The following is a 24,084-nucleotide window of genomic DNA, read 5'->3' as shown; positions in this document are numbered from 1 at the left end:
GATCTTAGCATGTTTGTGGACAGGTACTGTTTGCTTTAAACTATCCATAATGATAAGGTTCACTAAAATTCCTATTATTATAGAAGAAATTTGGAATATGAAACACCTATTGAAATTTTGTATATCAAAAAATAGTTACTTTTTCTCAATTAATATAGAGAAGGTGTCAGTAATGAATCGCTTTTTGAAGCTTTATGCCATTCTCACCAGTTTTGGAATGCTGTTGGTATTATTGATGGGTGCCATCGTAACTACTACAGGCTCTGGTGAAGGCTGTGGAAATTCATGGCCATTATGTTATGGCGAAGTACTTCCCTCTCAGCCTAAAGTAGAAACGATGATAGAATACAGCCATAGGATCGTTTCGGCTACACTCGGATTAATGGTGGTTATTCTAGCTGTCTGGGCCTGGATCAAATTCAGTCAGGTCCGTGAGGTTAAATGGCTCGCATTCTTATCCGTATTCTTTATCGTTTTTCAAGGATTATTAGGTGCTGCTGCCGTTGTTTGGGGCCAATCATCCTTTGTACTAGCTTTGCATTTCGGATTCTCGTTGATTTCCTTTGCAAGTGTAGTGCTATTGACAATGGTCATTTATGAGAGTGAAAATGAAAGAATAATATTAAAGGTAAATAAAAGATTGAAATGGAATATTTATCTTTTATTCATTTATTTATACACACTCGTTTATACAGGAGCTTTAGTAAGGCATACAAAAGCCAGTCTTGCATGCTCAGGTTGGCCATTATGTAACGGTCAGATCGTCCCACCGACTAATGAATTGGAACTGATCCATTATACACACCGCTTCATGGCGGGTTTATTATTCATATGGATCTTACTAAGCTATATTCAGATCAGAGCTTATTATAAAGATGTAAGAGTTTTACACAATTCATTCGTAGTGTTATTGATTTTGGTTTCCCTGCAGGTAACTACAGGAGCATTGATCATCTTCACTAATTTGAACCTGTTCATCGGTCTTATGCACGGATTGTTTGTATCACTATTATTTACGGCACTTAGCTATCTGGTTATGGTAGCATTACGGAAAACCTGATTATAACCATGATCAAAGGGGCTGACACAATCGTCAGCCCCTTTTTTGATATATATTATTCAATTAAGCTAATTCGACCAATAGGTCACCTGGTTGTATCGTTGTTCCGTTCGACACGAATAGATCCTTTACTTCTGCATCGTAAGGAGCTTGGATTGTTGTCTCCATTTTCATAGCCTCAGTAATCATCAGATGATCGCCTTTCTTGACTTTTTCACCTTTATCTACTAGAACTTTTATCACCGTACCAGGCATAGATGCTCCAATATGCTTCTCATTATTCTTATCAGCTTTCGGTTTCGCTACAACTTCAGCTTTCACATTCTCATCTTTCACAACAACCTCACGAGGTTGTCCATTCAATTCAAAATAAACTGTTCTGGTACCATCCAATTGAGGTTCTCCAATGGAAACGAGTTTTACAATCAAGGTTTTACCTTGTTCAATTTCAACTTCGACTTCTTCCCCTAATCTCATGCCGTACAAGAAAGTCGGGGTATCCAGTACACTGATATCACCGAATTGTTCGATCATCTGCTCTCTATCAAGATACACCTTCGGATAAAGCGCATAAGAAATGAGATCGTGGCTTGTTACTGGCCGGTTCAACTTATGATATAGGGTTTCCTGCAACTCTTTGAAATCAACCGGTTCCAATAATTCACCAGGTCTGACAGTAAGCGGTTCTCTTCCCTTCAAGATGATCTGTTGCAATTCCCTAGGGAAACCTTGATATGGCTGCCCTAAGTATCCTTGGAACATTTCTACTACTGAATCCGGGAAGTCCAGCGATTGACCTTTTTCAAAAATATCATCTTCGGTCAGATCATTCTGCACCATATAAAGAGCCATATCCCCGACAACTTTGGAAGATGGGGTAACTTTGACGATGTCTCCGAACAGGTCATTCACCCTTCGGTACATGCTTTTCACTTCATCCCAGCGCTCCCCGAGTCCAACCGCCTTAGCCTGTTGTTGTAAGTTACTGTATTGTCCACCAGGCATCTCATGATCATAGATTTCTGTATGTGGCGCGATCAAACCGCTCTCAAATCCTTGGTAGTATTTACGGACATCTTCCCAATAATGGGAAAGTTCTTCAAGGTTCTGAATGGAAACCTTAGGCTGTCTTCCATTCCCCTCGAGAGCATAATATAAAGAGTTGGCACTAGGTTGGGACGCCATACCTGCCATCGAGCTTATGGCTACATCGACAATATCCACGCCAGCATCCACTGCTTTGGCATAGGTCATGATTCCGTTTCCGCTTGTATCGTGTGTATGAAGATGGATCGGTATATCGACAGCTTCTTTCAACGCAGAGATCAATTCATATGCTGCCTGCGGTTTCAACAATCCAGCCATATCTTTGATCCCTAGGATATGTGCACCAGCTTGTTCAAGCTCCTTCGCCATTGTTACATAATAATCCAGGTTGTATTTCGGCCTTTTTGGATCAAGAATATCACCTGTGTAACAGATGGAAGCTTCTGCAACTTTGCCTGTCTCTCTTACCGCATCGATTGCCACTTTCATTCCATCAAGCCAGTTCAGGCTATCAAATATACGGAATACATCGATTCCAGCATCAGCTGATTTATTGACAAATTCCCGAATGATGTTATCGGGATAGTTTTTGTAACCAACTGCATTCGAAGCTCTCAAAAGCATTTGGAACAACACATTCGGAGATTTTTTCCGAAGTTGGATCAGTCTTTCCCACGGATCTTCATTTAAAAATCGATAAGAAACATCGAATGTGGCTCCTCCCCACATTTCCAATGAAAATAATTCTGGAACTTGTCGGGAAGTCGGTTCTGCTATCTGAAGCAAGTCATGTGTCCTAACTCGTGTAGCAAGCAAGGACTGATGAGCATCTCTGAATGTCGTGTCAGTCAAAAGGACTTCCTCTCGAGATTTGATCCATTCCGTCAATCCTTCAACACCTTGCTTGTCTAAAATTTGTTTCGTTCCATCTGGAATGGGTTTCGTATAGTTTACATAAGGAATTCTCGGTTTACTGAATGCAGGCTTCTTTTGGACACCAAGTCCCGGAAAACCGTTGATGGCGACATTTGCGATATAAGTCAGCATTTTTGTTCCACGGTCTTTCCTTTTCGGGAACACAAACAATTCCGGAGTTGAATCAATGAACGACGTGTTGTACTCAGCTGATACGAATTTTTCGTGTTTAATTACATTCTCCAAGAATGAAATGTTTGTCTTGATTCCCCTGATACGGAACTCTCTCAGGTTCCGGACCATTTTGGAAGCCGCCTGTTCAAAGGACAACGCCCATGTAGATAGTTTAACAAGCAGAGAATCATAGTGAGGAGTGATTTCTGCACCTTGGAACCCGTTTCCAGCATCCAAACGTACCCCGAATCCTCCACCGGTCCGATAAGCCATGATTTTTCCTGTATCAGGCATGAAGTTATTTGCAGGATCTTCAGTTGTAACACGGCATTGGATCGCCACACCGTGACAGTGAATTTTGTCTTGTTCTGGAATCCCAAGTGGTTTATCGTGCAACTGATAGCCTTCCGCAATCATGATTTGTGATTGTACGATATCGATACCCGTGACCAATTCGGTTATCGTATGCTCAACCTGAACACGCGGATTCACCTCAATGAAGTAAAAGGACCCATCTTCAGACACAAGGAATTCCACTGTGCCAGCATTTACATAATCTATTTTTTCCATCAATTTTACAGCAGCTTCACAAATTTCATTGCGTTTTTCCTCTGTCAATGAAACACTCGGTGCTACCTCGACGACCTTCTGGTGTCTCCTTTGGACTGAACAATCACGATCATACAAATGCAGGACATTCCCATGATTATCAGCAAGGATTTGGACTTCAATATGCTTAGGATTTTCAACAAATTTCTCAACATAGATTTCGTCTTTTCCAAAAGCGGCTTTTGCTTCGGACTTTGCACGATCATATGCATCCGCTAAAGATGCCATATTCCGTACGATTCGCATCCCTCTTCCGCCACCGCCAAGGGTGGCTTTGATGATGATCGGAAAGCCATGTTCTTTGGCGAAACTGCGTACCTCATCGAGTGTTTCAACAGGGCCGTCGCTGCCTGGAATGACTGGGATATCGGCATTGATCGCTTGTTCTCTCGCTTTAACTTTATCACCGAACATATCCAGATGCTCAGTATTGGGGCCAATAAAGATGATCCCCTCTTCTTCACACCTTTTTGCAAGATGAGTGTTTTCTGAAAGGAATCCATATCCAGGGTGAATTGCATCGACACCATACCGCTTAGCGACTTCGATAATCCCTTCGATATCGAGATATGCATCAATCGGTTTCTTACCTTCACCGATCAAATAAGCTTCATCTGCTTTATATCGATGGAAGGAACCGGAATCTTCCTTTGAATAAACGGCGACTGTACGGATATCCAGTTCTGTACAGGCGCGAAAAATCCGAATTGCGATTTCACCACGGTTTGCGACAAGAATTTTGTTGATCTTTTGCATATTGATATTCCTCCTTTATTGTGATAAACGTTGCTGTGAAACGACTTTCAACTTCGTTCGTTGCTGCGATATAGAGTTAGACTGATCAGCTGGAGGGGTTTTCTGTTTCCGATATTTAACAAACATCGATATGTTAACCAGTATACCCATACTAATCATCAGCAAGATAAGTGAGGATCCACCATAACTAATGAAGGGTAATGTCACACCAGTCAATGGGAGTGTTCCCGATGCCGCACCTAAATTGACGATCGTCTGGATTCCGACCATACCGGATATCCCGATTGCCAAAAGGCTGCCGAACGCATCTTTACAATGTAAGCCAACATAAATCCCTTTGAATACGATGAACATGATCATCAAAATGATAGCCAGTACACCGATAAAACCTAGTTCTTCTGCAATGATTGCAATAATGAAGTCTGTATGCGGGTGGGGCAGAAAACCATATTTTTGGATACTCTGCCCCAGACCTTTACCAAATAAACCGCCAGTCCCTAAAGCGAGGTAACCGTTGATCAGTTGCATGCCATCACCTGAAGGATCATCAAATGGACGATAGGCTGCAGCAAATCTAGATAGCTGTTCTTGACTCAATAAAAACTTATAACCGATGAATCCAAGTAATCCGATCCCGCCTACCATCATCGATAGATGTGTCCATCTCATGCCGGAACATAAAATGATCACAGCAGCAGACATTGCAATGACTAACATACCTCCAAGGTCAGGCTGAATGAACACAAGTGAACAGACGAGGGATAATACAATCAGAGGGGGTACCACGCCTGTCTTGAAATCTGATATGTAGTCCTGTTTCTTAGAAAAGACGGATGCCAAATAAATAATGATCCCGATTTTAGCATACTCAGCGGGTTGGATACTAAACCCACCCACTGAGAACCAGGCTTTCGCACCATTCACCTCGGTACCAATGAATTTTACTAATATCAACGTTCCTAACATACCGAGTGTGATTGGAACGATCAACTTCTGATACATCTTATAAGGTAAGATCATGAACACAAAGAACGTAATGACCCCTAAGAGAACCCAGACAAGATGTTTTTTGAAAAAAAAGTCACTTGATTCCTGATAATGAGTAACTGCCACAATCATGCTGGCACTGTATACCATCACGAGACCGATTGTACATAAAGCCAGAACAACCGCAATCATTGTATAATCATAGTTTTTAAACATTTTTTTGAACATGATGGTCAACCCTCACATAAAATTTCATATAACAAAAATATTCGAGTAAAATAACCTTTTTCCTTCCATAAAAAGAACAATTCCTAGATTTGTCTAGGTCTTGTAATAAAACTCCACAAGCTTTCTAATAAAATATAACCGTCTGATTTTCGGTTGTTGATTTTAATAGGCAGAAGATTTCCAATAGCGATCCACAAATTGATGAAGGCAAATATAGTGATTGTATTACCTAAAAGCAAGCTATCCGATCCATAAAGCCCCCAAAGACAAGTAGCTGCCACTGCATTGACCAAAGGACCGTTCAGGGTGATGAGAAACCGATTGAAAGATGTAGTCTCACCGATCCTGCCAGAAAGGGTATGGGCACCGATAAAGTAAAACAAACGACAATCTAACTTCAATAACCGATTATTGATATGTAAAATAGGCGGCCCTATGCCTACTCTTATACAGACATTCTTGATCCCGGTCAGACGGGCGGTAAGATAATGGCCCACTTCGTGTAGGAACGTGGCTAATGGAAATAACACAAAAATAACAAGCAGAAAGAAAGTCATCCCCGTTTCCCCCTTTATCTCTCCCTCCTATCGTACCATATGATATAAGCATCTTATTTTCTGATATGTGAATCTTTTATCAAGTTTCAAAAAGCGCTCAAGAAAGCTTATCTTGAAGTGTGCCTGGTATCATGCAATGTAGATAGTGATTTTCTTTCATAAGTAGAGGCTCTGTTAAAGTTCATTGTTGATAAATGCAAAATTCACTCCCTTTCCGTGGGCAAAAGAAAAGCGGAAGCGACCCGCACGTAGATCACTGGAAGACTGACGAGGAGGCTGTGGCCAGAAGTTTGAAGTGATCCAAGTGACTGGTCGCTGAGCTGGACATCACATCCGCAACCTCGCTGTAGGGTCTCGCCTGGTTCGCTTTTCCGGCTGGAGTGTCGCGAATTTCGCTTTAAAAATTTCCTAAAAAATCAACATTACTATTTAACCAAGCCTAAGTAAAAAACTCAAACCATCAATCGACAGTTTGAGCTTTATATATAGGACATGGACTTTAGCTTCATTTAGACCAAGCATCGTGTAAAGCTGTCAGTTGGCGTTCAAGTGACTCTAGCAACGCCTTTCCTTGCTCAGCTTCAATCAAATCCAAACGTACTGCAAAATCTATCTCTCTAGAAAGTCCGAACATTTGGGTATCAAGGACTTCTTCATAGAGAGGGCATTGCGGCATCGTTAAGTTTTCCATTTGAACTTCAATCAATTTAAGGATTTTTTCTGCATCTGCTTGAAGTAAGGCAAATGCTTTTTCACGATGACCGGTAACCATCTCAGTCGACAAATCGAATCCCTCCGTTCCAAGTGCCTCTCTCTATTACTAATACTATCGTCTTAACGCTGAAATTGCAACATAAATCAACCTGCCTGCCTTTAAAAAATACTCAAATCATAACGTTGTGAAAGCATTTCAAGTAATTTCACTCCACCGATACTATTCCCTTTCTCATTGAGCGCTGGGCCGTATACACCGATTCCTATTGATGGAGGTACAAGGCCTAGAATCGCCCCGGACACTCCGCTCTTTGATGGTATTCCCACCTGGATGGCAAATTCACCTGAAGCATTATACATCCCGCATGTTACCATGAAAGTTTTGACGATCGTAGCGATACGCTCTGGCAAAATCTTTCTATTGGTCTTTGGATCAACGCCTTTATTTGCTAAAATCATTCCAATCCTTGCCAGGTCATAACAAGTCACTTGTATGGCGCACTGCTTGGTATACAACTCAATCAACTCCTCGACATCACCTTCTACAATGCCATGCTGTTTCATGAAATAACATAATGAACGATTGAGATGAGCTGTCTCAAATTCTGATTGTGCCACCTCCAGGTCTATATCAATACTTGCATTATTCGTCATATCATGGACTAAGGCTAACAACCGCCCAAGCTTTTCATGAACAGAAATGCCCGAGATCATACTCGACACGACCAAAGCTCCAGCATTGATCATTGGATTCAAAGGTTTTGCTGGTACTTGGGTTTCAAGCTTCGCAATCGAGTTGAACGGATCTCCTGTAGGTTCCATCCCCACTTTTTGGAACACTTCATCTTCTCCCCTGTCCATGATTGCTAGAGCTAAGGTCAACACTTTCGACACACTTTGGAGGGTGAACTTTTTTTCTACGTCTCCTGCCTTTACACATTTATCATCGGTGTAATAAAGAGCAAGCGATAAATCATTTTGATCTGCCCTTTCCAGAGCAGGGATATAACTGGCCACTTTTCCTTGCTCCGTATACTTCCTGGCACGTTCCAATAGTTCTAACAGTTCTTCATCTGTTTCACAATACATGTATAGGCACCTCCAAGATTGTCACAAAGTACTGTTTATACTAATTATGGCCATTTCTTCATTTAGTAGTACTATACCCTAATGTGACAAATTGAAGAGGGAACGTTATACTTAATACTGAATTTTTTTAAGGAGTGAGCATGATGGAATCCATCGTAATGATCGAAGGTAATGTCGTCTATCCAATCACACTGGACCCAGGTGTCTGGATCTTTGATGATAGAAAAGTTGATTTAAGTACATATTTTGATGAAGAAAAAACCGAGTCTGAAGATTCTTATACGAAAGATGTATCGGAGCATTGGGATCGGGAACGGACGGAAGGTGCTAAAGTTCCTACGCATACCAACGAAAACAAAATCCACTATAATAAAGAAGAGTTGTTTACGAAGTCTTATGGTATTCCGTTGAATCCTTTCCTTGAAAACGCAAAACCGAAAGATGCGAAGTACATCGAATTACAAACATCCACCGGTGAGGTTGTATCCCTTTCGATTAATGAAGCTAAAAAGTGTATACTCGGATTTTCTTTGAACGGGAAACCACTTGAAGATGGACCGGTTCATTTCTACTATGGCGATGGATCAAACAAAAATGAGCCAATCCGACACATCAACCGGATCATCGTAAAATAAACCATTTAAACAGCCTGCTTGTATCTAAAAGGATGCAGGCTTTTTTATTGCAGTTTACAACTCCTTACTAACCTATGTCCATTTGAATAAAGATAGAAGATTATACGAAGAATAAGCGTAACTTGAGTTATATGAAAGGATGAACAACGTTGCGGAAACTTCCTTATTTCTTGGTTACGCTATGTGTAGTACTGTTAATTTCCTGTCAAAATAATAATAATGACCAGAGCTTTGGGAATGATTCAAAACCTATCAAAGTTAAACAAAGTGTTGAATACTCTAAAGATGAAAGAAAAAGTTCCCGACAAATTTCTAAACGTCTTGTAGATATTGCGACTAGGGAACCTGATGTAAAGGATGCGACCGCTGTTGTGCTGGGAAAATATGCAGTGGTAGGGATCGATGTAGATGATCATATCGATCGCTCAAGAGTCGGGTCCATCAAATACAGTGTTGCTGAAGCTCTCCAGCATGATCCGTATGGAGCCAGTGCTGTCATTACAGCCGATCCTGATATTTATGCCCGTTTACAAGAAATGGGCAGACAAATTGGTGCTGGAAAACCGGTTGGTGGTATTTTCGAGGAATTAGCAGCGATCACTGGCCGCCTTATGCCTGAGATGCCTGGCCAACTCAATAAGAGAGAGCCAGACCCTGTACGCAAAAACGATAAGAGCATTCCAAAGCAGGAAGAGAAAAACCTACAAAACCAACAACAAAAACAAGGTAAAAGCACACCTAGCGACCCAAATAAAATCAAAGAAACTCGTTAATCCAAAAGCTGATCCCAGAATATACCTGGGATCAGCTTTTCTTTTCTACTCAAACCATTAATTTATGGGCTCTGTTATATTCAATTGTTGAATCGTGAAAATTTCAATGCCTAATTATAGAAGTTTCAGTTGCTTTTCAATGCAGTCATGACCTGCTTGTCAAGCCTGGCTGCAGCTTGAGCGTCATAGGTCTTTTCATAAAGTGGAGGCTGGGATATTTTTGCACCGTAAAACATAGCATCTCTTATTTCTGATATATGGACTTTTATCTTTGCCAGCTTGATTGGTACAGCATCCATACGTTCTTGTAAAACTTGAGCAGTTCCGTTGATAACAGATGTTGTCTCATCTTCAATCAATGTTATCGAAATATTTTCATTCACTTTTATGTTTGCGACCGCTTTCGAACGTGAGTCAACAGCAAAAACAATTGTTTCGGCATCAGGTGCATACACCCAGGAGATAGCATTGACATATGGCGTATGTTCAACAGGATCGACAGTATTCACCACTACATAGCACTCTTTCTGCAAAAGACGAAACTGCGTTTCATTCAATGATGATAAACTTTTCGTTGCCAACATTACCAGCTCCTTTAATCAAACACTTCATTATTCCATGATAAGCGCGGTGGATTTCTTTGTCAGTTTCTTTCCTCTGGTCATTTAGACGGACCGTACGTCGGAACTCTAATCACTCGAACTCTGTCTCCTCATGAACGAATGGTCATTAACAACCTATTTGTAGTGTTGGTCCTCCAATGATACATATACCTTCTACAAGACAAGGCTAAATCCCTTCACCATTGTTATTTATACGTTTTAATTCATTCATGGTATACTTGTCTTAGAAAGAGGTGGATAAAATGCGTGTCAAATGTGTTTTATGTGATAAAATCGAAAAAATTGAAGACCAGAGCCCTCTAGCTAAAAAACTAAGGAATAGACCCATTCACACATACATGTGTCAACCTTGTCATTCAAGGATAAAAGTAAGAACAGAAGAGCGTAAGATTTCCGGAAATTTTGTGACATATCGGGATTCCTCACAGGAAGAAACGTGGTAACCGATCAGTTATATTTAGGTTCAGATTCGATTGATTCATATAATGCGTCAATTAATTCAATCGGAAACTGCTTTTTGTATTCTTTACCATCGATATTATAGTGAATATAATAAAATGGAGGTTTCTTTACGGTTTTAAGATCTGCAACTTGATGGTCATCTCTCAATATTTCTGCAAAAAAATCAAGTGTATCCTTTGCTGCTTGATCTTCTTCCCTTTCATCAGAAACCTTCTTGATCGTAAGCCAATTATACAAAGCATCTTGTAAATTCATCATATACCTCCGATTACAAACTTATGTAAATGAGCAGCAAATTAATAGTGTTGTTCTAAGTTTAAAAAGGGGCTGACTAAAAATCAAGTCAGCCCCTTCTTTTATTCATTCACTTTGTTCTTCTTTCTTGGATTGATGCAATCTTACCTTATATATGATCAAAATTGCCGCTGCCACCATCAACCCTTCTGTCACGGGGAGAAATACAGCGAAAAAAGTCAGAATCGTACAGCCGAGCCCAAGGAATGTATAGACCACCGCAGCTTTAAGTAACGGTAACTTCCTTGAAAACCCCAACTTGAAGACGATGATAGATAAAAGAAGAACGGTCAAGTACAAGAACCACATACCGACTTCAGGATTCGTATCGACGTTATAAAGCTTTGCAAAGAACTGAAGACGTTCGTTGATATCGACTTCCAAAGGTACCGTCTCCCTTTTTCATTAAGAATTTTGCTGTGCCAATTTTTTCTTCTTCTCTATACGTTCACGTTCATTCTTATCAAGGATTTTCTTACGCATGCGAATAGATTCAGGTGTAACTTCACAATACTCATCATCGTTCAAATATTCAAGGGCTTCCTCAAGTGTCATTACACGCGCCTTTTTCATTGAAACTGTGTTATCCTTACCCGCTGAACGCATATTCGTCAGTTGCTTCACTTTTGTCAGGTTCACCGTGATGTCATTTTCACGGTTGTGTTCTCCGACAATCATTCCTTCATAAATTTCAGTTCCAGGCTCTACAAAAATCGTTCCACGATCTTCAACATTAATGATTCCATATTGAGAGGCTTTACCGGATTCCATGGAAACAAGAACACCTTCACGACGGCCACCGATTTTTGCCTGGATGTATGGTTGATAACTGTCGAAAGAATGATTCAGGATACCATAACCACGAGTCAAAGTTAAGAATTCTGTCGTATAACCGATCAATCCACGTGCAGGTACCAGGAACTCAAGTCTTACTTGACCGTTACCATGATTGACCATGTTGACCATTTCACCTTTACGCTCACCTAGAGATTCCATGATCGCCCCAGTATGTTCTTCAGGAACGTCGATCTGGACGCGCTCTACAGGCTCACATTTTTGTCCATCGATTTCACGGATGATAACTTCAGGCTTAGAAACTTGGAGTTCATATCCTTCTCTCCGCATGTTTTCAATCAAGATTGATAGATGTAACTCTCCGCGTCCTGAAACAGTCCAAACATCCGGTGAATCCGTGTTTTCTACACGTAAGCTTACATCAGTCTCAAGCTGTTGATTCAGTCTTTCTTCAATTTTCCGGCTTGTGAGATATTTACCTTCACGGCCTGCAAACGGACTGTTGTTCACAAGGAACGTCATTTGAATAGTCGGTTCATCGATTCGGAGAATTGGAAGCGGATCCTGGTTGTTCTCAGGACAAATTGTTTCACCTACGTTTATTTCTTCCATACCTGATACCGCGACTAGGTCACCTGAGCGGGCTTCTTCAATCTCGACACGTTTTAATCCAAGGAAGCCGAAAAGCTTTGTGACCCGAAACTTTTTGACTGATCCATCCAATTTCATCAAAGCAACGCTTTGGCCGACTTTGATCGTCCCTCTGAACACCCTGCCGATACCGATACGGCCTAAATAATCATTGTAGTCCAACAATGATACCTGGAATTGAAGCGGTTCGTCGCTGTTATCCACAGGAGCAGGGATATGTTCTAAAATTGCTTCAAAAATGGCTGTCATGTCTTCATCTTGCTGTTCAGGATCTAAGCTTGCAGTTCCATTCAAAGCTGAAGCATAGACCACTGGGAATTCCAGCTGATCATCGTCAGCACCCAGCTCGATGAATAGGTCAAGCACTTCATCTACTACTTCAACCGGACGGGCAAATGGCCGGTCAATTTTATTGACGACAACTACCGGTGTCAATTTTTGTTCAAGTGCTTTTTTCAATACAAAACGGGTTTGAGGCATACAACCCTCATATGCATCGACGAGCAGCAACACACCATCTACCATCTTCATGATACGTTCCACTTCTCCACCGAAGTCAGCATGTCCTGGCGTGTCCATAATGTTTATTCGCTTTTCTTTATAATTGATCGCTGTATTTTTAGCCAAAATCGTAATTCCACGTTCTTTTTCCAGATCATTAGAATCCATTGCACGCTCACTGACCTGTTCGTTATCTCTGAACGTTCCGGATTGGTGGAGCATCTGGTCGACTAACGTCGTTTTGCCGTGGTCTACGTGGGCAATAATCGCAATATTACGTAGTTCTTCTCGAAGATTCACTTCAATCTCTCCTTAATATATGTGCTCAAAAAGTACGAATCACACTGTAAAACCGATCAGCTATATGATGGCTTTTCGAACATCCTCTTGATGGTGTAACCCAAATAAATTTCAACTTTCCTATTATAACACAAATAATAAACTTTTTCTTTCCATCATTTTTCGATACACTATATCTAGGAGGTAGACCATGAATAAACAATCCATCATTTTTATTTTAATCTCTATTTTAGTAACTTTTAATATCGCTTTGATTGGAGTAGCGATTGGAGAGCAGAGCATACTGCTTGCTGTCATCGCTCTTGTTGCTACTTTCATCCTTATGGGCACTGGTTTTAAACTTAAAAAGAAATTTAGAGAAGAAAACCAAAGGAATCATTGAAAGAACATAGCGAAATGCAAAACAGGGAATGCCTCTTAACATGAATCAACCAAGTTTCGATTCTGGTTTAAGGATTCCCTGTTATTTTTATTTTTCCACCGGTCCATCATTTTAGAAATAGTCACTGGTCGTTCGGTAATAAAAGCCTTGCTAGTTTTATATATCTTTTTCCTGATAAAGTGTCTAATCCGATCTGTTCGAAATCACAGGCTGCAAGAAATCGGAGCCATTTCACTTGTCTAAAGGGACATCCAGCAAATACGATGTTGTCTGGCTCCTGTTGAAGTTTCCTACATACTAACTGGATGATACGTCTACCGTATCCATGCCCTCTATCCTGTGGATCTACCATTACCATGCCAATCCAGGGCTTCTTGTTGGAAGGTGAATCAAGAATATGATAACTGATCCCTTTGATCGATTTATTATCCTCCCAAACCAACCAGACACCTTCGTATCTGTCATATAAGGCCATCCATACCTCGATTCTTTGCGGGTCAATCTCTTCCTTCAACAAACCTTCTTCTTTAATCCAATCTGATGAATGCTTAAACCATTCTGAGATTATACCCAGATCATCCTTCCTCAAATTCCGTTCAATCATTGCTAAGATATTCGTCTAAAATCAGTTGATGGAGATCAGCTTTTCCAGCAAATATGGAGTTTCTGCCAAGCATGTCTAATGGATCACCATCCAAGTTTGTTACACGTCCACCCACTTCTTCGATTAAAACCTTTCCAGCAGCAAAATCCCATGGTGATAAACGCATCGTAATATAGGCGTCCAGTCGCCCTGCAGCAACGAAAGCAAGTTCAATAGCTGCCGAACCATAAGATCGTGTACCCCGGCACCGATCGACAACAGGAATTAATCTAGCTGGGTCAATTCGTTTGTTCCTCGTGATCCATGTGGCATTGATCGCAATAATGGATTTTTCAATTGGAACCTCTTCTAGATCAGGTAACTTTACATTATTCAAATAGGCTCCCTTTCCTTTTACAGCATGGAACATTTCGTCGTAGATCACATTATAGATGACGCCTACCATCCCAACCCCTTCATGGTAGACACCAATAGAGATGGCAAAATTCGTCTGTTGGTGTACAAAGTTCATTGTTCCGTCAATCGGGTCAATGATCCATACGGTGCCCTCCAAAGACGTTACTTCCTCTCCCACACCTTCTTCTCCGAGTATTTGATGCTCCGGATGAGTTTCCTTGATTTGATTGATCAAATATTCTTCAACTTCACGATCCATGTTCGTTACCAAGTCATCGGCATTTGATTTTGTTTCAACAGTCAATTCTTTTTCAAACGACTCGCGTATCACATCCCCGGCTTCATTTGCCCATTTAACAGCCTGATCGCGAATTTCATCCCAATTGATCGCCACAACGCCACTCCTTTCAAACGGTCGGTAATATGTATTTGTTATGAAAATCTCTCCAAAGATAAAGCAATAGTTACTCTTATATGGAGGAAAGTATTCTTGCTTTCTTTAACTCCCCATAAAAAACGAACCCTGCAATTAAAAGGTTCGTTCTATCTGTTTACAATTATTATGCCTCTAATTGTAACATTTCTTGTCTAAATCGTTCTAATTTTTTCTTTGATCGTTTGATTTGTTCAGTATTTTTTGCTACGAGTGCCTCGTGTAGAGTTGCCAATTCATAATCGATTTCGAGTCGAAGAACTGGGATTCGACGCTCAGCTTCTGTCAATTTTAGCGTTTGAATCACTTGTTTCATGGTAACTCACACTCCTTTTCTTTTAACATTTTTACACTTCAAAGATTGTTTTATCATACTATTCTGAAATTTTACTCTACTATCACGTTATACTTAGCTTCCCACTTCTGTGACGTATATATTTATGTCATTCTGTTTAACATTTTGATACACAGTATTCGTATGGTACACTCATTTTACATACACAACGAGGTGAATCACGTGAATTTCAATGGTTTTACAGAACAAGATTTTAATGTTTTCAAAATCCAAGGGCTCGATGCGAGAATGGAAGCTATCCAAAATCAAATTCGTCCAAAGCTTGAAAAACTAGGTGAGCATTTTGCGCCGACACTGTCTGCAGCTACAGGCGATGAAATGTTTTATCATACGGCAAAACATGCTAGAAGAACAGTGAATCCTCCGGATGATACTTGGGTCGCTTTTGCAAACAGTAAACGTGGTTATAAGAAACTTCCGCACTTTCAAATAGGTTTATTTGAGAGTCATCTCTTCGTCTGGTTTGCAGTGATTTATGAATCTCCAGTGAAAAAAGATTTTGCTCGTATACTTACTGAACATCAGGATGAGGTTCTGAAACAGATACCCGCGGACTACGTCTGGTCAGTGGATCATACGAAACCTGATGCGATTCCTCATTCTGAGGTTGATCAAGAAAAGTTTTCTAAAATGACAACCCGTTTGAAAGATATCAAAAAAGCGGAATTACTATGTGGGATTCACATCCCGAACAATGACGAAATCTTACAAGATGGGAAAGCATTACTTGCAAAAATGGATCAGACATTTCATACATTAACCCCTTTATACAACTATGCAAGTAAGGTTCATGAATCTAGTTAATCCATTAAAGTTATTGTATTATATTACAGGTTTAAATTGAACGTATAGGTATTTATCATTAGATTTTTCATTTTTTTGCTGCTGTAATGATAAATAGTTAAAAACCTCTTTAGCAGTAAAGAAATTGAGCTGGCTCGCAAAGGAGTCAGCTCATTCATTTTTTAAAGCTATACAGACCATTTTTTCCGTATACCTTCCGCTTCTTTAATCATCCTGTCAAATAGTTCTTCCACAGAAGGGATATCCTTTATCCTCCCCATGACCTGACCAGCCCAGCCAAATCCTTCATTCAACAGACCTTGATTTGCAAAAGCTTGATTCGCTTGTCCAGATATATGATCCTTGATGGCTTCATAAGTCGGATTCACTTTTTCTATCGCTAGGATTTCCTCTGCCCATTTGTTATTGATCACCCGGCCTGGTGCTCCGAGAGTCCTTTTAATGATAGAAGTATCGGTTTCAGTCCCATCAACCAAAGCTTCTTTATATTTAAGGTGGGCATGTGTACATTCTTTCGTGGCAATGAACCTTGTCCCCATTTCAATCCCTTCAGCCCCCAAAGATAATGCTGCCATCAGACCTTTTCCATCTCCTATTCCGCCGGACGCGATGACGGGAATAGAAACCACGTCTACTACCTGCGGGGTCAATACCATCGTACTTATATCATCTTTTCCGATATGCCCACCCCCTTCTTGTCCAACTACCATTACCGCATCTGCCCCTAGCTGTTCAGCCTTGACCGCTTGCCTTTTGGCTGCAACAAGGACGAGTTTCTTTACATCCACACCTTCTAGTTGTTTGAAAACCGGACTCGGATTTCCACCTGTCATCGAAACGACTGGCACTTTCTCATCAATTGCTACCTGAAGCATATCTTCAAACGGCCTGCCGTGCTGTCCGATTGCAAAATTTACTCCGAATGGTTTTGTCGTTTTCTCCTTTACTTTCCTGATTTCATCTCTCAATTTGTCTGGTGTAGATAAGGACATAGCGGTTATTTGACCCAATCCCCCCGCATTCGAAACCGCTGACGCTAATTCAGAATAAGCAAGGTGAGCGAGACCACCTTGAATAATTGGATATTCAATCCCCAATAATTTTGTTACTCGAGTTTCCCATTTCATACAATCACCCCATCAGCTAAATTTAGTTCCTATGTAATTCAAACAACACAAATTTCGAAATTGATGAAACATGTTAGAATAACAAATGATGCTGGTTGTAAAAAAAGCTTGCAAGCGGTGGTATATTTGATATACTTTTCCTTGTTTTATATTAGTTTAGCATAACAAACTACCTAGCTTACATTTAAAATAAATTGAATGAGGTGTAATGATTGTCTCAAAACGAAACACCCCTTTTTACTGGTCTGGTGAACCACGCCAAACGCAATCCAATTCAATTCCATATCCCAGGACATAAAAAAGGCCGCGGAATGGACCCGGAATTCCGTAACTTCATCGGCGAAAATGCGTTAGCCATCGATTTGATTAACATCGGTCCATTGGATGATCTACATCACCCACACGGTATGATCAAAGAGGCCCAGCAGCTCGCGGCAGAGGCATTCGGCGCAGATCATACATTCTTTTCCGTACAGGGAACAAGCGGTGCGATCATGGCGATGATCATGGCTGTCTGCCACCCAGGCAACAAAATCCTTGTCCCTAGAAATGTCCATAAATCAGTCATGTCAGCGATCATTTTCTCAGGCGCAGTGCCTGTCTTCATACATCCGGATATCGATCCGAACTTAGGGATATCTCATGGAATAACAACTGAATCGGTTAAAAGAGCCCTTGCTCAGCATCCAGACGCAAAAGGGTTATTCGTCATCAATCCAACGTACTTCGGGATCAGTGCTGATTTAAAGGAAATCGTAGACTCAGCCCATTCTTATGATATTCCCGTGCTTGTAGATGAGGCGCATGGCGTACACATTCATTTCCATGATAGATTGCCTTTGTCTGCCATGCAGGCAGGTGCGGATATGGCCGCCACAAGCGTTCATAAATTAGGTGGTTCCATGACCCAAAGCTCCATTTTGAATGTAAAAGGAAACTTGGTATCACCAGAACGTGTCCAATCGATACTAAGCATGATGACAACTACATCGACTTCCTATATATTGCTTGCATCATTGGATGTGGCGCGTAAAAGGCTCGCTACCCAAGGATATGAGTTGGCGGAACAGTCGATTCACCTTGCCGAAAAAGCCCGCAAGCAAATCAATGAGATTCCTGATCTTTACTGCGTTGGCAAAGAAATTATAGGTACACCTGCAACCTATGATTTCGATCCAACCAAACTGATCATATCTGTAAAAGAATTGAATGTTTCCGGTTACGATGTAGAGGTTTGGCTTCGTGACCAGCATAATATAGAAGTCGAGCTTTCAGACCTGTACAATATCCTATGTATCATCACTGCTGGAGATCGGGAAGAAGAAGTAGAACAACTCATCGAGGCATTGAAGGAACTCTCCAATATACACAGTACGACCGGTAGCCAGGTCACAAAAGCTGTTCCGGTTAGTGTCCCAAGTATTCCAGTACTCTCCTTATCACCACGTGACGCTTTTTATGCAGATACAGAAAGCGTTCCTTTTGAAGAGTCGACAGGGCGAATTGTTTCTGAATTTGTTATGATCTATCCACCCGGTATTCCCATCTTCATCCCAGGCGAAATCATCACTCAAGAAAATATCGATTATATATTTGAGAACATTGAAGCTGGATTACCTGTACAGGGACCAGAAGATGAAACGCTTGAAACGATCCGAGTGATCAAAGAATATAAAGCAATCAAATAAAACGATTTAAACCAGAAGAGGTTGACGGCACTAGTGATGTGCAGTCAACCTCTTTCATCATAATATTTATATGTTATGCAGTCTTTTTCCCTTGTCTCTTTTTGTTTTTGCAATCAGGGCAGTTGGAATACAGCGTGGTTACCTTCTCAAAATCATAATGTTCAATTGTGGTGTTACAATGCACACAAACTACTGTTCCCATCGTTCTTCCTCTCCCTTCGCTTGTTGTAAGCGCTTTATATATTCGTTACATATATAATATGATGTCACATATATAATGTCAAGGCTAAATTGTATGACACATTAATTATTTTATGTGCACAATGATGCCAATTCAACTAAATGTAGATTTTAAAAAAGGATTAACCTTGATAACGACGGCTCGCCATTAAAGGTTAATCCTCATTTCTATTTCCTAATTAATCATATTGTTCTGCGATTGGAGAGTAAGGGAGTGATTCTTCAAAGAAAGATAAAAGCTCTTCCGCTTCTTTCTTTGATTGAATTTTAAATGCTTTTTGGATATTATCAGTGTTTCTCAGATCAGCAGCATCCATTAAAGTCGAGCGCCCGGTTTGCATGCAAACGACGAGCGGCTTCCCGAAGAACATGTTGGTATATACAATGCCGAAATCGTAGCGGACATGTTCCGTGGTAAATCCTACAAACCTCACTTTAACCGTTTCGTCTTCATCATAGAGTTTGTCAAAAAGATCCATACCACGCCCTCCTTCAGAATCTTTTGAATATTATATTTAATTATACTTGCTTAGCAATTAAAAAACAACTTATTCGACATTCTTTTTTAAATACTTTTTATCGCGTTGAAGACCTGTCCTATAAAAGTTTAAGAGTCAATTGGCGCAAAAACCTTAGTGAATATTCGCAATTCTTCGTGACACAGTCTGTCATTTTTTCTCATTGAATGATAAAATTAAATATAAATTCAGGTGTTCCTGTCAGGAGTGAATGATAGTGTCAAGTAGTGCATATGTAAAGCTTGTTGCAAAATCCAAACAACAAACGATCACTTTAGATGAGGTGGAAAAGTTTATTCGCTATTACATGGAAATCACCAGCAAAACAGGTGAACAATTAAATTGGGAATATGGCTCAGCTGCCTTTCCATATACCATTGAACAACGAAAAAACGGAGAACAAGCTTATTATCTGTTAAAAGGGAATACTCAGGGATATAATTACATGCTCGTGGGAGCCGGAAGTGATGATGAGGGTTCAGAGAATACATACATACAAATCGTTTTACCTGAAGGATCCACACATGGTGATAAAGGAAAAGCGAATGAATTCAGTAAATTCCTTGCAAAAAAATTGGATGGGGAACTTCATTTATTCAACGGCAGAATCATGTATTACTATAAACGCTGATCGCTAATTATATAAAAAAGCCCGCTGCGATAAACAAATTGCAGCGGGCTCTAATTCAGTTATTCAACAATTTGATCAGGATGTACGAAGATATATCCTTTATTCTGTAATCCTTTAACGATATCGACAAGGCCTTCATTAGTCCAGTCTCGATCGTGCATTAATAGGATTGAGCCATTAGTGAGCAGCGGTGTATTCACCATGATATCAGCAATGCTTTCCCCTGTCTGGTACTCTTTTTCCCAATCGTACCCGTATGTCCAGTTCATGAAGAGCATTCCTTGTTCTTCCATCAGCTTTTTAGAGAAATCCGTGTTGATTCCAAATGGGGCTCTGAAAAAACGTGGTGCTTTTCCCGTGAGTGCTTCAATTTCTTCTGATAATGTCACAATCTCGTGTCTCTGTTTTTCTTCGGGACTGTTTCTAAGGTTGGCATGTGACATCGTGTGGTTTCCAATTTCAAATCCCATCTCGTGAATCTCTTTTACAATGTCTTTTTCTTCGTCAGTGTCCATGAAGTGTCCATTTACGAAGAAGATGGCAGGAACGTTTAGATCTTTAAGCTTTTTTGCCATCTCCAATGCATGCTTATCAGGCGCGTCATCGATCGTCAACAGCACTACTTTATCTTCGGTCTCTATGTCTGGTTTCAGCGTCCAATTTGCTGGGTGTATAGTATATGTAATAACCGGATCTTCTTCAGGTTCTTCTGCAGGTTCTTCTGCAGGTTCTTCTGCAGGTTCTTCTGCAGGCTCCTCTTCAGCATCCTGTTCTTTATCATCATCTTGGCTTCCATCCTGATCTGGTTCCTCTGCATCCGTTTCACCTGACTGATTCGTTTCTTCTGAGGCATTCGGCGTACCTTCTTTTTGATCATGCCCATCCTGATGAGAACCTTGAGCCCCACAACCAACCAATAGCAAAACCAATATACCTATTAGTGTTTTTTTCATGATGTCTCCCCTTTTTTCTCTCTTTTTATCCTTTATTTAATATAAAATGTCCAGAAAGGTTATTAAAGAGTCAAAACGACTAAAATATGGATGAAATCTGTGTCCTGAGTAAAAAATAGGGTATAAGAATTAGCATGGGTAGTATGATCTTCCTACAAAATCCTTGAAATCAAAAAAGGATTACTAGTAGAATGAGAAGGGTGTTATAAAACTTTACGAAAGGAGAACAATGAATAATGAAATTCACCAAAGTCTTTATTATCTCACTCGTTATTTCAGTCATATTCATTGCTTGGGGCGTAATATTCCCTAAAGGATTGCAGCAAGCTACGGGTTCTATCCAGAACTTCCTTCAAGTGAAATTCGGCTGGTTCTATCTCCTGTCAGCTACAGCATTCCTGATCTTTTCCATTTACTTGATCTTCAGTAAATACGGGAAAATCAAACTAGGAAAAGACGATGACGAACCAGACTATAACCTTATTACATGGTTTGCAATGTTGTTCAGCGCCGGTATGGGGATCGGCCTCGTATTCTGGGGTGTTGCAGAACCCTTATACCATTACTACGACCCTCCAACAGGCAATGGGGAAACAGTAGAATCTGCAAATGCTTCCCTTAGATACGCAATGTTCCACTGGGGCTTACATCCTTGGGGTATTTATACGGTAGTCGGATTGGCATTAGCTTACTTTAAATTCCGCAAAGGTGCACCTGGACTTATCAGTGCAATTTTCAGACCACTTCTCGGAGATCGTGTAAATGGTCCAATCGGAATATTGATCGATGTAATTGCTGTTTTTGCAACAGTGTTCGGAGTAGCAACATCACTTGGTTTCGGTGCTGCCCAAATCAGCGGAGGGCTCTCTTACGTTTTTGAGGGCATCCCGAATAATCAACTTACTCAACTGATAATTATTGCGATTGTGACAGTTTTATTCATTCTTTCTGCGTCTACAGGTCTCAACAAAGGGATCAAATACTTAAGTAACATCAATATCGTTCTTGCAATAGGATTGATGTTCTTCCTCTTGTTTGCAGGTCCGACGAACTTTATCATGGATGTATTCACTCAAACGATTGGTTCATATGCCCAGAACTTGCCTGGCATGAGTTTCAGACTTGGACCTTATAGCGAAACGACGCAAGATTGGACGCAAGCTTGGACTGTCTTTTATTGGGCCTGGTGGATCGCATGGGCACCATTCGTCGGCATGTTCATCGCGAGGGTGTCTAAAGGCCGTACGATCCGTGAGTTCGTCTTAGGCGTCTTATTGGTGCCAACAATCTTCGGTGCACTTTGGTTCTCTGTATTCGGTGGATCAGCTGTATTCAAGGATCGTATGGAAGGTACAGGGTTATATTCGATCATGACTGATAACGGTACTGAGATTGCGTTATTCGCCTTGTTTGAGCAGCTCCCTCTTGGTGGGATCATGTCCATCATCGCAATCCTATTGATCAGTACTTTCTTTATAACTTCAGCAGACTCAGCAACCTTCGTCCTTGGCATGCAAACGACGAACGGAAGCTTGAACCCTTCAAACTATATCAAATTCATCTGGGGCGCTGTCGTAGCAGCTTCCGCGGCAATCCTTCTTTACTCTGGAGGATTACAAGCCTTACAGACTGCTTCGATCATAGCCGCATTCCCATTCACCTTCATTATAATTGCGATCATATTTGCAACGGTGAAAGCTTTGAAAGAAGATTACCGAACGAACTTCAAAAACAAATAACTAACATTCAGATGGCCTCAATACGGATGAATCCTGTTGGGGTCATTCTTTTGATTTTTTGATCCTTAAAAACCGATGGAAAAGTATCTGAATAGAAGATAAGTGCTCGCACCTAAAAGACTGGATAGACCTGCATAGGCTTTTGGGTTTTTAAGGAACACGCCAAATAAATACCCAAAGTAGCAAAAAACGATGAGTAAAATATATTCGAATATCGATGGATCTCGATGGGATAAATAAGTAACCAATGCATAAAAACTCCAAATGATCATCTGCACAGATGAGAGGATCAATATGGTATACATCGACACTCCTCCTTAGACAACTTCTTACAATTATTCTTATGTAGGTTACAAGTACATTACGACTTGAAATACCTTGTCCCCGCAACTTATCATTTCTGTAACAATTCATTTACGATTCAAGATTCGACAGATTTTCATGATAAACTCAACTCAAGTTGTTTTATATGTCAACTGCCGTATCACTAATGAAAGAAGTGAGCTCCATGAATGTTCGATCTGTTGGATTTCTTTCTATTCCCTTGATTTCGATCCTAGCATTCCTGAGCAGCTGTCAATTCGAACCTGAATATGGATACCTTCCTGTAGATTTGGAATCAGAGGAACTCAATACACTCATTTTTTCATCAAGATCAAACCAGGAAGAAGAAAAATCGTATTATGATGCACTTCTTCAATTGCAGAAGGATTACCCTCAAAAACTGAATTCCATCCAAATAATAAAAAAGAAAAATGAACAGGCCGTCAATTATTATAATGTATATACGTTTCCCACTGTCATCGTGCTTGACGGCGAGGATGAGATCGTTCGGTTAGAAGGTAAGAAGCAAGTAGATGACATCAAGAAAAAATTAGATGAAGTCTATTCGAATTAATAGGGCTGGCAATCGTCAGTCTATTTTTATTTTCTGGCTCTGTTATAATTCATTAACGGGGTCTCGCTTGGTTCGCTTTTCACCCAGGCGAATTTCCTTAAAGGAATTTCTATAAGAAAATCAACAGGAATATATAACAAACTTTT

The 24,084-nt window shown here is 40.5% G+C and carries 27 protein-coding genes; 10 read left to right on the top strand and 17 right to left on the bottom strand.

Annotated features, from left to right (window positions below):
- Positions 1 to 172 precede the first annotated feature (172 nt).
- Positions 173 to 1,060 carry a COX15/CtaA family protein gene (locus ACJROX_RS11225; protein WP_408010849.1) on the top strand — a complete coding sequence of 296 codons (888 nt, stop codon included), beginning with the start codon at positions 173 to 175 and terminating at the stop codon, positions 1,058 to 1,060.
- A gap of 63 nt (positions 1,061 to 1,123) precedes the next feature.
- Here the strand turns inward: ACJROX_RS11225 and pyc are convergent, their stop codons facing one another.
- The 5 genes from pyc to glsA form a co-directional block, all read right to left on the bottom strand.
- Entirely contained in the window at positions 1,124 to 4,561 is a 3,438-nt protein-coding gene (gene pyc, locus ACJROX_RS11220; protein ID WP_408010848.1) for a pyruvate carboxylase, read from the bottom strand.
- 15 nt (positions 4,562 to 4,576) lie between these two features.
- Positions 4,577 to 5,776: a putative lipid II flippase FtsW gene (gene ftsW / locus ACJROX_RS11215; RefSeq protein WP_408010847.1), complete on the bottom strand. Its 1,200-nt coding sequence runs from the start codon at positions 5,774 to 5,776 to the stop codon at positions 4,577 to 4,579.
- A gap of 83 nt (positions 5,777 to 5,859) precedes the next feature.
- The gene (locus ACJROX_RS11210; RefSeq protein WP_408010846.1) at positions 5,860 to 6,333 is read right to left on the bottom strand and encodes a site-2 protease family protein; all 474 of its coding nucleotides are present in this window, start codon (positions 6,331 to 6,333) and stop codon (positions 5,860 to 5,862) included.
- A 505-nt stretch (positions 6,334 to 6,838) separates the two neighbouring features.
- On the bottom strand, positions 6,839 to 7,105 hold the full coding sequence (locus ACJROX_RS11205) for a DUF1507 family protein (protein WP_407681733.1): 267 nt from the start codon (positions 7,103 to 7,105) through the stop codon (positions 6,839 to 6,841).
- A 101-nt stretch (positions 7,106 to 7,206) separates the two neighbouring features.
- Positions 7,207 to 8,136, bottom strand: a complete 930-nt coding sequence (gene glsA / locus ACJROX_RS11200; protein ID WP_408010845.1) for a glutaminase A — start codon at positions 8,134 to 8,136, stop codon at positions 7,207 to 7,209.
- Positions 8,137 to 8,279: 143 nt separating this feature from the next.
- Between glsA and ACJROX_RS11195 the strand changes: the two genes are divergently transcribed.
- Positions 8,280 to 8,771 (top strand): peptidyl-prolyl cis-trans isomerase, encoded by a 492-nt coding sequence (locus tag ACJROX_RS11195; RefSeq protein WP_408010844.1) that lies wholly within the window; start codon positions 8,280 to 8,282, stop codon positions 8,769 to 8,771.
- A gap of 149 nt (positions 8,772 to 8,920) precedes the next feature.
- On the top strand, positions 8,921 to 9,544 hold the full coding sequence (locus ACJROX_RS11190) for a YhcN/YlaJ family sporulation lipoprotein (protein WP_408010843.1): 624 nt from the start codon (positions 8,921 to 8,923) through the stop codon (positions 9,542 to 9,544).
- Between the two features lie 125 nt (positions 9,545 to 9,669).
- On the opposite strand, the gene ACJROX_RS11185 is transcribed toward ACJROX_RS11190, so the two are convergent.
- Complete coding sequence (locus ACJROX_RS11185; RefSeq protein ID WP_408010842.1) at positions 9,670 to 10,125, bottom strand: pyridoxamine 5'-phosphate oxidase family protein; 456 nt, start codon at positions 10,123 to 10,125, stop codon at positions 9,670 to 9,672.
- Between the two features lie 284 nt (positions 10,126 to 10,409).
- Here ACJROX_RS11185 and ACJROX_RS11180 point away from each other — a divergent pair, with 284 nt between their 5' ends.
- A complete protein-coding gene (locus ACJROX_RS11180) occupies positions 10,410 to 10,610 on the top strand; it encodes a YlaI family protein (RefSeq protein WP_408010841.1) in 201 nt (66 codons plus the stop codon).
- Positions 10,611 to 10,614: 4 nt separating this feature from the next.
- Here ACJROX_RS11180 and ACJROX_RS11175 read toward each other — a convergent pair whose 3' ends face one another.
- The 3 genes from ACJROX_RS11175 to typA all read right to left on the bottom strand — a co-directional run bounded on the left by ACJROX_RS11175 (position 10,615) and on the right by typA (position 13,170).
- On the bottom strand, positions 10,615 to 10,884 hold the full coding sequence (locus ACJROX_RS11175; RefSeq protein WP_408010840.1) for a hypothetical protein: 270 nt from the start codon (positions 10,882 to 10,884) through the stop codon (positions 10,615 to 10,617).
- Between the two features lie 105 nt (positions 10,885 to 10,989).
- Positions 10,990 to 11,307 (bottom strand): YlaH-like family protein, encoded by a 318-nt coding sequence (locus ACJROX_RS11170; RefSeq protein WP_408010839.1) that lies wholly within the window; start codon positions 11,305 to 11,307, stop codon positions 10,990 to 10,992.
- Positions 11,308 to 11,328: 21 nt separating this feature from the next.
- Positions 11,329 to 13,170 (bottom strand): translational GTPase TypA, encoded by a 1,842-nt coding sequence (typA, locus tag ACJROX_RS11165; protein WP_408010838.1) that lies wholly within the window; start codon positions 13,168 to 13,170, stop codon positions 11,329 to 11,331.
- Between the two features lie 190 nt (positions 13,171 to 13,360).
- On the opposite strand from typA, the gene ACJROX_RS11160 reads away from it, so the two are divergent.
- The gene (locus ACJROX_RS11160; RefSeq protein WP_408010837.1) at positions 13,361 to 13,552 is read left to right on the top strand and encodes a DUF5325 family protein; all 192 of its coding nucleotides are present in this window, start codon (positions 13,361 to 13,363) and stop codon (positions 13,550 to 13,552) included.
- Between the two features lie 121 nt (positions 13,553 to 13,673).
- Here the strand turns inward: ACJROX_RS11160 and ACJROX_RS11155 are convergent, their stop codons facing one another.
- The 3 genes from ACJROX_RS11155 to ACJROX_RS11145 all read right to left on the bottom strand — a co-directional run bounded on the left by ACJROX_RS11155 (position 13,674) and on the right by ACJROX_RS11145 (position 15,301).
- A complete protein-coding gene (locus ACJROX_RS11155) occupies positions 13,674 to 14,156 on the bottom strand; it encodes a GNAT family N-acetyltransferase (RefSeq protein ID WP_408010836.1) in 483 nt (160 codons plus the stop codon).
- Entirely contained in the window at positions 14,149 to 14,946 is a 798-nt protein-coding gene (locus ACJROX_RS11150) for an inositol monophosphatase family protein (RefSeq protein ID WP_408010835.1), read from the bottom strand. Before ACJROX_RS11150 ends, ACJROX_RS11155 begins: the two co-directional genes overlap by 8 nt.
- Positions 14,947 to 15,112: 166 nt before the next feature.
- Positions 15,113 to 15,301, bottom strand: coding sequence for a hypothetical protein (locus ACJROX_RS11145; RefSeq protein WP_408010834.1), 189 nt, complete (start codon positions 15,299 to 15,301; stop codon positions 15,113 to 15,115).
- A 201-nt stretch (positions 15,302 to 15,502) separates the two neighbouring features.
- Between ACJROX_RS11145 and ACJROX_RS11140 the strand changes: the two genes are divergently transcribed.
- Entirely contained in the window at positions 15,503 to 16,144 is a 642-nt protein-coding gene (locus ACJROX_RS11140; protein WP_408010833.1) for a YktB family protein, read from the top strand.
- A 167-nt stretch (positions 16,145 to 16,311) separates the two neighbouring features.
- Here ACJROX_RS11140 and ACJROX_RS11135 read toward each other — a convergent pair whose 3' ends face one another.
- Entirely contained in the window at positions 16,312 to 17,271 is a 960-nt protein-coding gene (locus ACJROX_RS11135; protein ID WP_408010832.1) for an NAD(P)H-dependent flavin oxidoreductase, read from the bottom strand.
- Between the two features lie 212 nt (positions 17,272 to 17,483).
- Between ACJROX_RS11135 and ACJROX_RS11130 the strand changes: the two genes are divergently transcribed.
- A complete protein-coding gene (locus ACJROX_RS11130) occupies positions 17,484 to 18,959 on the top strand; it encodes an aminotransferase class I/II-fold pyridoxal phosphate-dependent enzyme (protein WP_408010831.1) in 1,476 nt (491 codons plus the stop codon).
- 73 nt (positions 18,960 to 19,032) lie between these two features.
- On the opposite strand, the gene ACJROX_RS11125 is transcribed toward ACJROX_RS11130, so the two are convergent.
- Together ACJROX_RS11125 and ACJROX_RS11120 are read right to left on the bottom strand one after the other, a co-directional pair.
- Positions 19,033 to 19,161 carry a GapA-binding peptide SR1P gene (locus ACJROX_RS11125; RefSeq protein ID WP_408010830.1) on the bottom strand — a complete coding sequence of 43 codons (129 nt, stop codon included), beginning with the start codon at positions 19,159 to 19,161 and terminating at the stop codon, positions 19,033 to 19,035.
- Between the two features lie 217 nt (positions 19,162 to 19,378).
- On the bottom strand, positions 19,379 to 19,678 hold the full coding sequence (locus ACJROX_RS11120; protein ID WP_408010829.1) for a DUF3055 domain-containing protein: 300 nt from the start codon (positions 19,676 to 19,678) through the stop codon (positions 19,379 to 19,381).
- Between the two features lie 256 nt (positions 19,679 to 19,934).
- Here ACJROX_RS11120 and ACJROX_RS11115 point away from each other — a divergent pair, with 256 nt between their 5' ends.
- Positions 19,935 to 20,348 carry a DUF1885 family protein gene (locus tag ACJROX_RS11115; protein WP_408010828.1) on the top strand — a complete coding sequence of 138 codons (414 nt, stop codon included), beginning with the start codon at positions 19,935 to 19,937 and terminating at the stop codon, positions 20,346 to 20,348.
- 59 nt (positions 20,349 to 20,407) lie between these two features.
- On the opposite strand, the gene ACJROX_RS11110 is transcribed toward ACJROX_RS11115, so the two are convergent.
- Entirely contained in the window at positions 20,408 to 21,301 is an 894-nt protein-coding gene (locus ACJROX_RS11110; RefSeq protein ID WP_408010827.1) for a polysaccharide deacetylase family protein, read from the bottom strand.
- 233 nt (positions 21,302 to 21,534) lie between these two features.
- Between ACJROX_RS11110 and ACJROX_RS11105 the strand changes: the two genes are divergently transcribed.
- Positions 21,535 to 23,040: a BCCT family transporter gene (locus ACJROX_RS11105; RefSeq protein WP_408011634.1), complete on the top strand. Its 1,506-nt coding sequence runs from the start codon at positions 21,535 to 21,537 to the stop codon at positions 23,038 to 23,040.
- Between the two features lie 65 nt (positions 23,041 to 23,105).
- Here ACJROX_RS11105 and ACJROX_RS11100 read toward each other — a convergent pair whose 3' ends face one another.
- Positions 23,106 to 23,345: a hypothetical protein gene (locus ACJROX_RS11100; RefSeq protein ID WP_408010826.1), complete on the bottom strand. Its 240-nt coding sequence runs from the start codon at positions 23,343 to 23,345 to the stop codon at positions 23,106 to 23,108.
- Positions 23,346 to 23,548: 203 nt separating this feature from the next.
- Between ACJROX_RS11100 and ACJROX_RS11095 the strand changes: the two genes are divergently transcribed.
- A complete protein-coding gene (locus ACJROX_RS11095; protein WP_408010825.1) occupies positions 23,549 to 23,938 on the top strand; it encodes a hypothetical protein in 390 nt (129 codons plus the stop codon).
- Positions 23,939 to 24,084: the final 146 nt, after the last annotated feature.

Origin of the sequence: Pseudalkalibacillus sp. A8 (assembly GCF_045920555.1) — a bacterium.
Classification (GTDB): Bacteria; Bacillota; Bacilli; order Bacillales; family Fictibacillaceae; genus Pseudalkalibacillus.
Note: the sequence above shows the minus strand (reverse complement) of the source record. Positions and strands in the feature narration are given on the sequence as shown.